9 protein-coding genes and 1 tRNA gene are annotated in these 14,030 nt (G+C 63.4%); 8 read left to right on the top strand and 2 right to left on the bottom strand.

Features of this window, described 5'->3' with window-relative positions; all coding sequences use genetic code 11:
• Nucleotides 1-125 precede the first annotated feature (125 nt).
• Both GY33_RS0109770 and GY33_RS0109765 read left to right on the top strand, forming a co-directional pair.
• A complete protein-coding gene (locus tag GY33_RS0109770; protein WP_084185038.1) occupies nucleotides 126-2,816 on the top strand; it encodes a M16 family metallopeptidase in 2,691 nt (896 codons plus the stop codon).
• Between the two features lie 42 nt (nucleotides 2,817-2,858).
• Nucleotides 2,859-3,575 (top strand): hypothetical protein, encoded by a 717-nt coding sequence (locus GY33_RS0109765; protein WP_051822482.1) that lies wholly within the window; start codon nucleotides 2,859-2,861, stop codon nucleotides 3,573-3,575.
• 85 nt (nucleotides 3,576-3,660) lie between these two features.
• On the opposite strand, the gene GY33_RS0109760 is transcribed toward GY33_RS0109765, so the two are convergent.
• A tRNA-Leu gene (locus GY33_RS0109760) sits at nucleotides 3,661-3,747 on the bottom strand.
• Between the two features lie 230 nt (nucleotides 3,748-3,977).
• Between GY33_RS0109760 and GY33_RS0109755 the strand changes: the two genes are divergently transcribed.
• Both GY33_RS0109755 and GY33_RS0109750 read left to right on the top strand, forming a co-directional pair.
• Nucleotides 3,978-4,940, top strand: coding sequence for a bifunctional riboflavin kinase/FAD synthetase (locus GY33_RS0109755; RefSeq protein ID WP_031387157.1), 963 nt, complete (start codon nucleotides 3,978-3,980; stop codon nucleotides 4,938-4,940).
• 10 nt (nucleotides 4,941-4,950) lie between these two features.
• Entirely contained in the window at nucleotides 4,951-6,807 is a 1,857-nt protein-coding gene (locus GY33_RS0109750) for a chloride channel protein (RefSeq protein WP_035271733.1), read from the top strand.
• On the opposite strand, the gene GY33_RS0109745 is transcribed toward GY33_RS0109750, so the two are convergent.
• On the bottom strand, nucleotides 6,790-8,181 hold the full coding sequence (locus GY33_RS0109745) for an RsmB/NOP family class I SAM-dependent RNA methyltransferase (protein WP_031387155.1): 1,392 nt from the start codon (nucleotides 8,179-8,181) through the stop codon (nucleotides 6,790-6,792). The genes GY33_RS0109750 and GY33_RS0109745 overlap by 18 nt on opposite strands.
• A 150-nt stretch (nucleotides 8,182-8,331) precedes the next feature.
• Here GY33_RS0109745 and GY33_RS19795 point away from each other — a divergent pair, with 150 nt between their 5' ends.
• Genes GY33_RS19795 through GY33_RS0109725 form a run of 4 tightly spaced genes read left to right on the top strand, consistent with a single transcriptional unit; the run spans nucleotide 8,332 to nucleotide 13,940 of the window.
• On the top strand, nucleotides 8,332-8,841 hold the full coding sequence (locus GY33_RS19795; protein WP_152555154.1) for a hypothetical protein: 510 nt from the start codon (nucleotides 8,332-8,334) through the stop codon (nucleotides 8,839-8,841).
• A gap of 32 nt (nucleotides 8,842-8,873) precedes the next feature.
• Nucleotides 8,874-10,559, top strand: coding sequence for an FG-GAP repeat domain-containing protein (locus GY33_RS0109735; RefSeq protein WP_031387153.1), 1,686 nt, complete (start codon nucleotides 8,874-8,876; stop codon nucleotides 10,557-10,559).
• A 36-nt stretch (nucleotides 10,560-10,595) separates the two neighbouring features.
• On the top strand, nucleotides 10,596-11,534 hold the full coding sequence (locus GY33_RS0109730; RefSeq protein ID WP_161788462.1) for an RluA family pseudouridine synthase: 939 nt from the start codon (nucleotides 10,596-10,598) through the stop codon (nucleotides 11,532-11,534).
• Nucleotides 11,535-11,561: 27 nt separating this feature from the next.
• Entirely contained in the window at nucleotides 11,562-13,940 is a 2,379-nt protein-coding gene (locus GY33_RS0109725; RefSeq protein ID WP_031387151.1) for an SLC13 family permease, read from the top strand.
• Nucleotides 13,941-14,030 lie beyond the last annotated feature (90 nt).

The raw sequence follows: 14,030 nt of genomic DNA, 5'->3' as shown, positions 1-14,030 counted from the left end.
CATCTTCTTGATGGACGACGGCCTGTACGTCTTCGCGAAAAGAGGCACGGACGATCCGCGTCCGTGCCTTTTTTCCATTCAACCCTCACCCCTTTTTCACCTTCACCATCCATCGAGTTTTGCCCATGGCGAACAGCCCTTCTTCCGTCGACCCTGCTTCACGCTCCGCAACTTCCCACCTAGCCCTTGTCGAGACGCCGCTTCCGGTTGCATCAGGGACCCAGGTCCACGTCCTGGCCAACGGCCTGACCGTGCTCGTCCACGAAGACGACCGTTTCCCCCTGGTCTCGATCCGGCTGTTCGTCCGGGCCGGTTCGGTCCATGAAGCCCCGGAACAGGGCGGAATCAGCCACCTGCTCGAACACATGGTCTTCAAGGGGACGAGCCGGCGGGCTCAAGGCCAGGCCGCCGCGGATGTCGAGTCCCTGGGGGGAGAGCTGAACGCGGCCACGGGGTTCGACTCCACCATGTACATCGTGGATCTGCCCGCGGAGCACTGGGCCATGGGCCTGGACGTGATCCAGGATATGATCTTCAACGCCTCCTTCGCCCCCGAGGAACTGGAGTCCGAGCGCCAAGTCATTCTGGCCGAGATGGATCAGGGCGACGACGATCCGCACCGCCGGATTTTCAAATCCGTTCAGGAACGCATCTGGGCCGGGACGCCTTATGCCCGGCCGATCATCGGCGTTCCGGAAACGGTTCGCTCCATCACCCGGGACGACCTCGCGGCCTATGTCCGGTCCCGCTATCAGCCGGGGAACATGGTCCTGGTTCTGTGCGGCGACGTACGGTCCGCAGAGGTGCTGGAGCAGGCTCGGGAGCTTTTCGGCCACCTGACCAACCACGGCGAACGTCATTTTGTCCATTGCCCAAATCCGTTCATGCCCGGCCACAATGCTGCCCGAGATGCGGCTCAGGGCGGTTCGGGCGAGTGCGTACCGGGCGGCTCGGCCCCACATATCGCCATTCATCGGGGACCCTGGCAAAAATCCTATTTTTTCCTGGCCCTGCCCATTCCTGGTCTGCGGGACGTGCACAGCGTGGGTCTGGACGTGCTGGCCCATATGCTGGGCGGAGACCGGACCTCCCTGCTGTACCGTAAATTCAAGTATGAACAAGGGATTGTGGACACCATCTCCGCTTCAGCCACCACCCTGGACGAAGCGGGGATGCTCTCCATCCAGGCCCAGTTGGACCCGGCCAATATCGAGGCCCTCTGGACCGGCCTGACGGATGTGCTGGCCGATTTGGCCCCGGAGAGTTTCAGCCCGGAGGCCCTGAACCGGGCCAAGCTGAACATGGAAGACGGCCTGTTTCAGACCAAGGAAACCCTTTCCGGCATGGCATCCAAACTGGGCTATTTCCAGTTTCATGAGCTGTCCTTTGAGGCCGAGCGGATCTACCTGCACATGATCAAAAACATGGACCAGGAACAATTACGGGATGTGATCCGCGCCCATGTCCGGACGGACGGGCTGGTCTGTTCCATTTTCACGCCGACTCCCGAAGCTCTGGCCGCGGAGAATCTGCGCGACACGCTGATCCGGAAACGGCCCTCCCGAACCACCGAGATCGCCACCGCGCCCCACATCGGTCGTCACCAGCCGGAGATCGTCCACCTGGCGCCCGGCCGGATACTGGTCCTGCTGCCTGATGCATCCTTACCCTACATGGGCCTGACCATGTGCTGGAACGGAGGCGACCTGTTGCTGGCCGACCAAGAGCAGGGCTTGTCCGAGTTGACTGCCCGGATTTGGACCAAGGGGACGCACTTTAAAAACGCCGTGCAGGTTCAAGACTTTCTGGCGGACAGGTCGGCCCGGGTGGCGGCCGGGGCCGGGCTGGAGCAATGTTATCTGAACATCCATTTCCCGACCCGGTTCAGTCCGGAAATGCTGTCCTTCTTCGCTGAATTGGTCCAGGAACCGGCCTGGCTGCCCGAAGAGCTGGCCCGGGCCAAGCAGGAACAATGCGCGGCCATCGTCAGGACCGAGGACAGCCCTGTGGGTCTGGCTCTGCGCAATACCTTTCCGTTCCTGTTTTCCGGACACCCCTACGGCTACCAGCGCTCCGGCGCACCGAGCGCGGTCACGGCCTTCACCCGTGAACAGGTCGTCTCCTTTTGGGATCGTCAGAAGGACCGGCCCTGGGTTCTGGCAGCCTGCGGAGATCTGGACCGGGACGCCCTGCTGACCATGTCCGAAAACCTGGCTCGCCGGGACGTCATGGCCGCTCCCACTCCCCGATCTCCACACTGGGGCGAGGAACAAAAGCTGTCGCTCCAGCTTCAGGATCGCAACCAGACCCACATCCTGGTGGTCTTTCCCCTGCCGGGCCTGGGCAGCGAGCATACCCCGGGCCTGAACCTGCTCAGGGAAGTCCTGGCCGGACAGTCCGGGATGCTTTTCCGTGAATTGCGCGACGTCCGCGGCTTGGCCTATTCCGTGACCGCCCTGCTCTGGCAGGAGACCCTGGCCGGGTTTCTGGCCTTTTACATCGGAACCGCCCCGGACAACGAAGAGGCCGCTATCGACGGCTTCCAGGACGTGGTCCGCGATCTGATTGACCGGGGCCTCCCGGAAGCGAATCTGGACCGGGCCAAGAACCTGCTTTGGGGCGACTATCAACGCGGTCGGCAACGCCTGATTGCCAGGGCCCATGAAGCGGCGGAGAACCTGTCCCGAGGCTTCACCTTGGACCATTCCCTGGACATGATTGAACAGGCCAAGCAAACAACCCCGCACGACATCACCGCCCTGGCCCGTGAATATTTGCAGTGGGACCGAGCTTACCTGGTCAAGGTCCGACCATAGCCCGGCTTTCGACTGCAACGAGCGCGGAAGGAACGCCCCACCATGTCGCAACACCCGGCCCCGCCAACCCACTGTCGACGGTGCGGAACCTGCTGCCGCAAGGGCGGTCCGGCCCTGCATCACGCGGATCTGTCTCTGCTGCGCGACAAGATCATTCTCAGGGAAGACCTGGTCACCCTGCGGGTGGGCGAACCGGTCCATGACCAAGTCAAGGGACTGGTCGTCCCGCTGAACGCGGAATGCGTCAAGATTCGTTCACGGGAAGCCGTGAATACGCCCTCGACGCAGGGCGACGCGGGCTGTCGCTTCCATCAACCCGCTCCCCAAACCATTCCCCCCCAAACGACCAATCACCCCAATGGCCGCTGCGCCATCCACCAGAACAAGCCCGTCGAGTGCGCGGCCCTGAAGTGCTGGGACACCGCCGACCTGGCCGAGACCGCCGCGACGCCGCGCCTGTCCAGGTTGGATATCCTGGGCCCGGACAATGCTCTGGCCGAGCTGGTCCGCGACCACGAAACCCGCTGCTCCGTCGCCGACCTGCTCGGCCACCTTCAAGACTCCACCCCGGAATCCGCCAACCTCCTCCGCCAAGCCGCGGCCTACGACGCCGCGCTCCGCGACCTCCTCCAGGCAAAAGCCGGAATCCCTCCGGACCACCTTCCTTTCCTCCTGGGCCGCCCCCTGCCCGAGGTGATCCATGGTCTGCGGCGATGGTTGGCAAAGTGCATAAACCACTCAAAGATAGGCTCGGCCTGAAGCAAAATCTTTCAACGAACAAGGGAGCTCAAGAATAAAAAAAAGGGATCCAAGCCGTTACAGCTTGAATCCCTTTTTAAATTTTTGGTGCCGAAGGGGAGAGTCGAACTCCCACGGGGGAACCCCCACTAGACCCTGAACCTAGCGTGTCTACCAATTCCACCACTTCGGCCCGAAGAAGAGGTGTCTACTCATATCGGCTTCGGTTGGCAAGAGGTCGGCGAAAGTTTTTTTCCAGTACCGCCGTCCTGGTCGTGTCCGGCCTGTCCTGTTCGGGCATCGTCACGTGGTTGAAGGACGCGAAGGTTTCCGGTACGAATACAGGTTTCGCCGTTTCGCGACGCCTTCCGGGTTCGGAAGTCGGCGAGCGGCATACCTATCCGGTAGGAGAACCCCATCCTCATGCAGGTCTTGCGCACCCTGGAAGAAGCCCGCCAAACCGTTTCTCAATCCTGCGTCACCATCGGCAATTTCGACGGAGTCCACATGGGCCATCAGAAACTGCTGTGCCGGACGCGCCAAAAAGCCGCTTCCCTCGGCCTTACCAGCGTGGCGGTCACTTTTGAGCCCCACCCGCTACGGGTTCTAAGCGGGTCCCGGACGCCCCCGTTCATCATGTTGCCGCACCAAAAGCTGGAAACCATCGCCTCCCTGCGGCTCGACTACGCCTTTTGTATCGCCTTCACCAAGGACCTGGCCAAACTGGAGCCCGAGGAGTTCGTGCGGATCTATCTTTTGGAGGGTCTGGGCATGCGGGACATGGTCATTGGATACGATTACGCCTTTGGCCGCAACCGCAAGGGTGATTACGCCATGCTCCGGGAACTCGGGACGCGCCACGGTTTTGCCGTGGAACAAATCGGACCGGTGTTGATCGACGACGCCGTGGTCAGTTCGTCGCGGATACGGGATATGGTCCAGGCAGGACTCGCCTGGGAGGTCCGCCCCTTGCTGGGTCGGTTCTACCGGGTGGAGGGCAAGGTGGTTTCCGGACGCAATCGGGGCGGTCGCTTGCTGGGCTTTCCCACGGCCAACCTGCAATTGCGGGACGAACTGTTTCCCAAGACCGGGGTCTACGCGGTCTGGGCCGAATTCGACGGACGAACGCACCCGGCCGTGGCCAACATCGGCTACAACCCCACCTTTGGAAACGACGTGCTCTCCGTGGAGGTGCATATCCTGGATTTTGACCAGGACATCTACGATCGCGACGTTCGCGTCCACTTCGTTCAGCGGTTGCGGAGCGAACAAAAATTTCCGAACCTTGACGCATTGATGGCCAGAATCCGCGAAGACATCGTCTTGGCCCGCCGCATTCTCGGCTCTCCGGAGGCCCATTTGGTGGAAGCCCGGCAGTGCGTCTGACCCCCGCCCCATGTCTTTTCTTGAGCCGTACTTCCGGAAATGGGGCCACTTCATCCATGCCGCAAGTCGGGGCGGATCAGCCCGGTGGGTATTGCTGGGCATGCTGGCCGGGCTGCTCTCCGGGTTGGCCGCGGTAGCATTTTTCGTCAGCCTGGAGGGGCTGCGCCACTTTTTTTTGGTGTACCTCGCAGGTCTGAACCTTCCCCTGCCCTCGGGCGAGGACCTGTTTCACGGCGAACCGGGGACGTATCGCCCCTGGCTGGTCCCCATCCTCACCGCGTCCGTGGGCATACTGACCGGATTCCTGGTCAGCCGCTGGATTCCGGAACCCATGTCCGGCGGGACGGACGGCACGGACGCCATGATCAAGGCGTTCCATCGCCAGGACGGCCAGATGCCCGTACGCGCGACCCTGATCAAAAGCACCACCGCGGTGCTGACCATCGCCGGCGGGGGCAGCGCCGGACGGGAAGGCCCCATGGCCCAACTCGGGGGCTGTTTCGGTTCCCTGCTGGCCAACCGCCTCGGGCTGAGCGTCAAGGAGCGTCGCATTCTGCTGCTTTCCGGGGCAGCCGGCGGGCTGGGCGCGGTTTTTCGGGCCCCCTTGGGCGGGGCGATCACCGCGGTGGAGGTGCTCTACCGGGAAGACTTCGAGGCCGAAGCCATCCTGCCGGCCCTGATCTCCTCGGTCACGGCCTACTCCCTGTTCACTCTGTTCTTCGGCGCCGTGCCCATGCTGGAAACCCCGGAATTCCGCTTCCAGAGCGCTCAGGAACTGCCTTTTTACATCGTCCTGGCCCTGGTCTGCGCCCTGGCCGGACGCGCCTACCTCTCGACGTTCTTCTTCATCAAACGCACTGTTTTCGAGCATGTCCGGCAACGCGCCGGGCTGGTCTGGTCCATGGGCCTGGGCGGCCTGCTGGTGGGCATGCTGGGGGTCGCCTTTCCGCCCGTGCTCAGCGACGGCTACGGCTGGCTGGAAATGGCCGTGCTGGGCCAATTGTCCCTGGTGGTGATGCTGGCCGTGTTTCTGGGCAAGACCCTGGCCACGTCCATCACCCTGGGGTCGGGCATGAGCGGCGGGATGTTCGCCCCGGCCCTGTTCGTGGGCGGAATGTGCGGCGGCGTGGTGGGGCAGGTCGGCCATTTCCTGCTTCCGGGCGTGGTTACGCAGCCCGGAGGCTACGTCCTGGTGGGCATGGCCGCGTTTTTCGCCGGAGTGGCCAACGCCGCGGTGGGCCCGCTGATCATGGTCTGCGAGATCACCCAGAGCTACGGCCTGCTGGTCCCGCTGATGCTGGCCTCGGCCCTGTGCCTGGTCATCAACCGCGACGTCTCGCTCTACGAGCACCAGGCCGAAAACAAGTTCGACTCACCCGCGCACCGGGAGGACGCCACTATCAACGTCCTGGAGGAACTGCGCGTCCAGGATCATTTCCGGCCCGGCCGGGTGATCATTCTGGAGGAAGGGACGACCTGGGGGGCCTTGATGGACGTCATCGCCAACACCAGCCAGTTCAACTTTCCCGTGCGCGGCCGCGACGACCGCATCACCGGCATTCTGTCCATCCAGGACGTGCGAACGATCCTTTACGAACAGGATCTGTGCGATCTGCTGGTGGTCAAGGACGTGGCCCGCAAGCCCGTGCTGCTCCGGCCCGAGGACTCTTTGTATACGGCCCTGATGGCCTTCGTGCAGGCGGACGTGGACCAGATTCCCGTGGTCCGGGAAGACATCAGGCCCGAAACACCGGAGGTCGACGCCCATCACGTGCTGGGCCTGATTAACCGCGAGGACGTCTTTCAGGCCTACACCCAGGCCATTCCGGAGGAAAAGCGCCGGGCATGCTCACTTCGGCGACCATAGACACCGTCCGCCCTTGACCGTGGCCCAGCCCAGGGGCAAGCCGCGCCAGTAGAGCCCGATCCAGCTCCCGACAGCCCCCCTGGCCCGCTCCCTGACAGTCCCACGGGCCCGTCCCGAAAGTCCGGTCGCGGCTCCCGAGGGCAAATCCAGACTTTGGCCCTGCAACAGCTTTTTCAGGTCCCGCGCGTCGTCCAGGTTCAGCCCCTGACCGGGCCTGTATTCCGGCAGCAGCAGCCGCAACCGGGGATTGAGCCGCAAGGTTCGGCCCGTCGATCGACCCATGTCGAATCCTCGCCAACCCAGGGAAGACGGCAAGTCCAGGCCTTGAGACAAGGCCGGTTCCGGCAAAAAGACCACCCGTCCGTTGAACTCCCGGAGTTCTCCCGGAGGCAGATGTTCCCAGACCACGTTCTCCAGGCCGGGAAACTCGCCGGGCCGGATCACCGTGCCGAACGCATCACCCTTTCTCCTTCCCCTGCCTCCATGGAGCCGTCCGGAGGATTCCAACGCAGCGGGTCCTTCCCGTTTTTCCCTGGAAGCTGCCGGAGAGGCTTCGGAACATGTCAGGGCGGCGAAAAAAAAGCCCTGCCCCTCCCCGGCCTCGGTATGAACGTGCAGGCAACCGTCGTCCTCGCCCAGGGCATCGGACCGGATATGGGACTGCTCGAAGCCCGGCAGGGGATGCAGCGGAACGGGCGTCAGGCCGAGGTGCTCCTCGGCCCAGCGGACCTGTTCCCGGTTCTCCGCCGGATTCGTGGTGCAGGTGGAGTAAAGCAGCCGCCCGCCCGGGGCCAGCAGCGCGGCGGCCTTGCGCAACAACTCGCGTTGCAGGGCGACCAGCGGCCCGAGCTTGTGTTCCGGCCACATTTCCAGAACCCGGGGGTTGCGCTCCACGGTCCCCCATCCACTGCACGGAGGGTCCAACTGGATATGGGTGAACAAGGCTTCGGGCAGGGGCAATTCCTGTCCGGGACGTCCGCAGGTGGCCACCTGGATCAGATTCAGGGCTGTTATGTTCTGGCGCAGCGTCGCCAGCCGCCGCGGATTGGGCTCGTTGGCCAGAACCATCCCCGAGGGACCCACGAGTTGGGCCAACAGGCCGGTCTTGCTGCCCGGGCTCGCGCACATGTCCAGCGCCGTGCCGCCCTGGGGAGGTTGCAGCAAGAGCGGCGCGAGCATGGAGGAACGGTCCTGGATGTAGATCAGACCAAAAGCCGCGGCAACGGAAGTTCCCAGCGGAGCCGGTTCCTCCACCATCCGACGGGCAAGGGGGAAAAAGGGCTCCGGGGCGAAGACGTGGCCTTCGACCCGCAGCAATTCCTCCACCAGCCCGACGTGCTCAGGCCGGCAGACGATGCGAAAACTTCTTGGCATGCGGCCCGTGCTCTCCCTTATGCGCGCAAATCATCATTTGCGTTGGTGAATGAAAGCGTCTAAAATGGTTTTTTCGACTTTCCAAAAACATATGGACCGTTGCCGTTGATCGCCCCATTCTCCGAGTCATTACCCGATCCACTTGCCGGCATGGCTTCCGATTCGCCTTCCACTTTTTCAGACCGTCCCGCGACGGTTTCCGGAAACGATTCGCGAGACATTTCGTCCGCGCTGTTCGCGGCCCTGTTCCAAGCCTTGAGGCACTGTCCTCCGAGCCGACGCTCCGCCGTACTCGACGCCCTGGAGTCCAGGCTGGGCGAGGTGGTGGACGATCTCTCCGCCAAGCTGGAATCGCTGCTGGCACCCGGAATGCCTGAGCGCGACAGGATTCAGGGCTTGTGGCTGCTGTATCTTTCGCTTGTATCCCAATCCCAGGGCGACGTGCAAATGTGGATCGGGCCGGATTTGTTCAGCGACGACGCTGAAAGCCATCTCCGACTGTACCTTCCAGAGGGCGGAGCCTCCGTCTTCCGGCCCAGACTTCCCGAGGAACTGGAAATTCTGGCCCAAACCGTCAACAACGCCGCCCGGGTCACGCTCCGCCGTTCCGGGCCCGGACAACTCGTCGTGGTCTTGCGCGACGCGACCAGCCCGACATGATGTCCCTTCCCGCCAATGTCAAGGAGACCTCCATGCGTCATTACTTCCGTTTTTTACTGATGGCCGTTGTTCTGTTCACCTGCGCCACGCCGCCCAGGGCGGCCCTGGCCGAGGACACGCTGAAGCGCTTCGCCGTGCTGCCCTTCACCGTCCACGGCCCGGACCAGTACGCCTACCTTGGGCAAGGCGTGCAGACCATGCTCACTTCGCGCTTAAAGTGGGCCGACCGCTTCGAAGACGTGGACAGGCCCGTCATCTCCCAGACCGTCCCCACGACTCCGGCCTCCGTGGAACAGGCCCAGGAGGCGTTGGTTGCCCTGGGCACGGATTACCTGATCTTCGGCAGCGTAACCATTCTCGGCGACCAAGCCAGCCTGGACGTCTATGTGCTGGACGCCAAGGGCAACGACTTTCCGCATTCCGCCCAGGTACCGCTCAACGACCTGATTCCCGCCCTGGAAGGAGTGGCCCAGGAGATCAACGCCCAGGTCTTCGGCAGACGTCAGGAGCAGGCCGCCCAGCCCCAGGCGGGCCAACCGGCCCGACCCGCCGGGCCGAGCCATCCGGATCTGATCTACAACGAATACGGCCCGGAACGCACGCCCTACCACCTGAACCCGGAAATTTTGTACGCCGGATCGGCGGACGCGCCCGGCCGCTGGCGCAGCCAGGCCCTGCCCTTCTCCTCCCTGGGCATGGTGGTCGGAGACGCCAACGGCGACGGCAACAACGAGATCTTCCTCCTCACGGACAACAAGGTCCTGGCCTACCACGTGGTGGACAACAAGTTGATGCCTTTGGCCGAATACGCCGCCCCAACCCGTGTCCAATGTCTGAACATCAACCTGCTGGACATCAACCGGGACGGATTTCAGGAAATCATCGTCTCGGCGATACTCGAGGAGACGCCGCGTTCATTCATCCTGAACTTCATCGACGGTCGCTTCACGCTCCTTGAAGACCGCATCCCCCTGTACATGAACGTGGTGCGTCAGCCACCGGAGTTGCAGTCCATCCTGATCGGACAGCGTAAAGGCCGCAACCGACTTTTTGACTCCGGGGTCCACGAGGTGCTGCGCATGGACGGAAGCCTGGACCTGGGCACGCCTCTGAACCTGCCGCGAGAGGCCAACGTCTTCAATTTCACCTTCCTGCCCCAGGACAACGACTTCAAGATCGTCGTCGCCGACCATCGCGACAAACTGCGCGTCTTTTCCTCCACCAACAGCTTTCAGTCGGTTACCGACGAGTCCTATGCCGGTTCGGCCCTCGGCCTGGAAATGGACGAAACCTTGCCGGGCCTCGGGCAGGACAGAAGCACTGAAGAGCTGAGGGGTTACTACTACATCCCCTCCCGCCTGGTCCCGGTTCGGCTGGGCAGGGATACGGCCTGGAACCTCTTGGTCAACCGGAACATTTCCCTTTCGGCCCAGTTCTTCGCCCGCTACCGGTATTTCCCCCAGGGAGAAATCCACTCTTTGTTCTGGGACGGCATCAACCTGAACATCAACTGGAAGACCCGGCGCATCCGCGGTACGGTGGTGGATTACGGCCTGGCCGATGTGATGAACGACGGACGCACCGCACTTTTCGTCCTGGTGAACACCCACCCGGGAGTGACCGGGTTCACCCAGCGCCGCACCGTGTTGCTGACCTACGCCCTGGACCTGGACACCGTGCCGGATACCGGGACCACGCTGGACATCGGCCTGGAATAGTCCCGGTTCGCGATGCCGGGAGTCCAAATCTGGACGGTGAGCGAACCCGAAGCCGGTCAGAAGCTCCTTCAGTTCCTTCAACGCCGCTTGGCCGGAGCCATCCCGGCTTCGGCCTTGCAGCGTTGGATCCGCACCGGGCAAATCCGCGTGGACGGGTCCCGGGCCAAGCCCGGGACCCGTCTGGACGCGCAGCAGCGCATCCGCGTTCCACCCCATGACCTCCCGGAGACAGGATCGTCCGTCACCCAGGTTCCCGACTGTCCCGAAGCCCTCCATCTCGACGTGGTGCATGAAGACCGCGACCTGCTCGTGCTGGCCAAACCCAAAGGCCTCCCGGTCCATGCCGGAACCGGCCACCAGGACAGCATCGCGAGCCGTCTGACCTCCCGTTTCGCGGAACACCTCTGGAAGCCCGCCCTGGTTCACCGCCTGGATCGGGACACTTCGGGTCTGCTGGTCGTGGCCAAGACCTACTCCCGGCTCCAAGCCCTGCAAGACCTGTGGCGCTCCGAAAAGGTCCGCAAAACCTATCTGGCCTGGGTCCAGGGAAGCCCCGCGTGGGGCGAACCCTTGCTGTTGCGGGACCAGACGTCCAAAGTACGGACGGGCCTCGGTGAAAAAATGCGGGTCGGCGCGGGCAAACCCACCCACACCCTGATCCAAACTCTCTTCCAGTCTCAGGACGCCGCCCTGGTCCTGGTCGCGCCGCTGACCGGACGCACCCATCAGATCCGGGTGCAACTGGCTTCCCGCGGTCATCCTCTGGTCGGAGACGTCAAATACGGGGGGCCGCCCCGCCCCGGCGGCATGCTGCTCCATGCCTGGCATATCGCCTGGCCCGGCCAGGAATTTCATCTACCCCCAAACTGGCCCTCACCATGGGCGCTGCCGCCCAAGCTCTCCATGGAGGCGCTGATCGAGGCGACCCGCGACCTGGCTGGACACCGACCGGACAACGACGCTCCCGCGCTCTGAAATACTCTTCAAGGAACACGTTACGCCATGGATCTCTTTCTACTGACAACGATCATCGCGGCGGCCCTGGTGGTGTTCATCGCCGGGTGGCTGCGGGTGGATCTGGTGGGGTTGCTGGTGCTGTCCGCCCTGGCCCTGACCGGTCTCGTCTCACCGCAAGACGCTCTGGCCGGCTTCAGCAGCCCGGCCGTGGTCACGGTCTGGGCCATGTTCATCCTGTCCGCCGGGTTGACCCGTACCGGCGTGGCCCATCAGCTCGGACAACCGTTGCAACGCTTTGCCAAAGGCAGCGAGGCCGTGCTGATCATCGCCCTGATGGTGGCCGCGAGCCTGCTTTCCGCCCTGATCAACACGGTCACCGTGGCCGCGATTTTGTTGCCCGCGACCATGGAACTGGCCCGGCGCAGCGGTCGTCCGCCGTCAAGGCTGCTGATGCCCCTGGCCCTGGGCTGTCTTTTGGGCGGACCGTTCACCGGGATATCCACCCCGCCCAACATCCTGGCCACGGACGCCCTGCGCAACGCCGGTTACGCGCCATTCGCCCTGCTGGACTTCACCCCCATCACCGCGGCCATCGTCGCGGCCGGGATCATCTTCGTGGTGCTCATCGGCCGCCGGATGCTGCCGATTCACAAGCCCGGACCATCCGCGGCGGGCCGTGGGGATCGGTCTTCCGGAGCTTCCTATGAGATGGACTCCCATGTCTTCGCCATCACCATTCCGGCCGGTTCTCCCCTGGATGGCCGCACCTTGGCCGAAAGCCGGATCGGCTCGGCCCTGTACCTGACCGTGGTGGCCCTGCAACGCAAGGGAGTGTTGATGCTGGCGCCCAGAGCCACGGACATGCTCCAGGCCGCAGACACGGTCATCGTACATGGGCAGCCGGAACAGCTTCAACGATTCCAGGGTGATCAACATCTGCGAGTGGAGCCGCTTGGCCGTCTGGATGCCCTGTTTTGCGAGCGCACGGCCATTGTCGAAGGCCATGTCGGCGAGCAGTCCCCTCTGGTCGGCACGACCCTGGCCCAAAGCGGCCTGCGCCGAGAGCATCTGGTCCAGGTGCTGCGCGTTCGCACGGCCGAGGGCCGGACTCTCAAGCATCCACAATATCACCGCTTCACTCCGGGAGACCGCCTCTTACTCCAAGGAGAGCGGGAGCCCCTGGACAAGTTGGTTCAAAGCGGGATCATCACGGACCCGATCCCGATTCAGACCGGCCCCTTGCGAAATCTGAGGGGAGTTTCCAAGGAAAATTCGGACGAACTTCCGGGCGGGGACGTCCACTTTCTGGCCGTGCGGGTGCCGGAGGGTTCCGTACTGGCCGGACGGGATCTGATGGACAGCCGGTTGGGCAACGCCTTCGGTCTGACCGTGGTCAGCATCCTGCGGGACGACGCCATGGTCTGCATGCCCGCGGCCACTGAAATCGTCCGTCCAGGCGACTTGCTCGTCCTGCAAGGCACGGAACGAGACCTGGAACTGCTGCAAGGCTTGCAGGAACTCGCCATCGCCGAACAAAATCCGGAATTGCTGGCCGAGCTGGAATCCCAACAGGTGGCCGTGACCGAAGTCCTGCTTTCACCGCGGACTTCTCTGGCCGGAAAGACCCTGGCCGATTTGATGTTTCGGGATCAGTACGGGGTCAGCGTCCTGGCCGTCTGGCGCAAGGGCCGGGCCCATCGGACCGGATTGCAGGACCTGCCTCTTCAATTTGGAGACGCCTTGCTGGTCCACGGCTCCCGGCGCAGTCTGGAGGCCATTGCCCGCAACCCGGACTTTCTCGTCCTCGACCAGTCCGCGGCCCAGGCCCCGCGCTTGGAAAAGGCCCCCGTCGCCGCGTTGATCATGCTCTGCGTGGTGCTCAGCGCCATTTTCGGGCTGCTGCCCATTGCCATCGCCGCGCTGGTGGGTTCGACCCTGATGGTCCTTCTGAAATGCATCAGCATGGACGAGGCCTACCGGGCCATTGAGTGGAAGGTCGTCTTTCTGATCGCCTGCATGCTGCCTCTGGGCGTGGCCGTGGAAAACACCGGCGCGGCCCAGATGGGGGCCGAGGCTCTGCTCGCCGTGGTCGGCGACTTCGGCCCCCGCTGGGTGGTGGCGGCCCTGTTCCTGGTCACGGTGCTCGGCACCCAGGTCATTCCCACCGCGGCCCTGGTGGTCCTGATGGCCCCGGTGGCCCTGACCACCGCCGAGGCGATGGGCATTTCCCCTCAACTCTTGATGATGACCGTGGCCATGTCCGCCTCCTCCAGCTTCGCCAGCCCGCTGTCCCACCCGGCCCATCTGCTGGTGATGAGTCCTGGCGGCTACCGTTTCGTGGACTACATGAAACTGGGCGTCCCCCTGACCATCATCTCCATGGTGGTCTGCGTCTGGCTGCTGCCGATCCTTTTTCCGGCGTAGTTTCCATTGAAGTCGGTTGCCTTGCTGGATAGAGTCGGATAACGAAAAAATGTACCCATACTCTTCCGAGCGACCGGTCGATCCGCGACA

This window comes from Desulfonatronum thiodismutans, assembly GCF_000717475.1.
Taxonomy (GTDB): Bacteria; Desulfobacterota; Desulfovibrionia; order Desulfovibrionales; family Desulfonatronaceae; genus Desulfonatronum; species Desulfonatronum thiodismutans.
This window is presented reverse-complemented; position numbering and strand designations above follow the sequence as displayed.

Coding starts and splice junctions, on each gene's coding strand:
- GY33_RS0109735 (WP_031387153.1), top strand. CDS start 8,874: ATGCGTCATTACTTCCGTTTTTTACTGATGGCCGTTGTTCTGTTCACC.
- GY33_RS0109765 (WP_051822482.1), top strand. CDS start 2,859: ATGTCGCAACACCCGGCCCCGCCAACCCACTGTCGACGGTGCGGAACC.
- GY33_RS19795 (WP_152555154.1), top strand. CDS start 8,332: ATGGCTTCCGATTCGCCTTCCACTTTTTCAGACCGTCCCGCGACGGTT.
- GY33_RS0109745 (WP_031387155.1), bottom strand. CDS start 8,181: ATGCCAAGAAGTTTTCGCATCGTCTGCCGGCCTGAGCACGTCGGGCTG.
- GY33_RS0109725 (WP_031387151.1), top strand. CDS start 11,562: ATGGATCTCTTTCTACTGACAACGATCATCGCGGCGGCCCTGGTGGTG.
- GY33_RS0109750 (WP_035271733.1), top strand. CDS start 4,951: ATGTCTTTTCTTGAGCCGTACTTCCGGAAATGGGGCCACTTCATCCAT.
- GY33_RS0109770 (WP_084185038.1), top strand. CDS start 126: ATGGCGAACAGCCCTTCTTCCGTCGACCCTGCTTCACGCTCCGCAACT.
- GY33_RS0109755 (WP_031387157.1), top strand. CDS start 3,978: ATGCAGGTCTTGCGCACCCTGGAAGAAGCCCGCCAAACCGTTTCTCAA.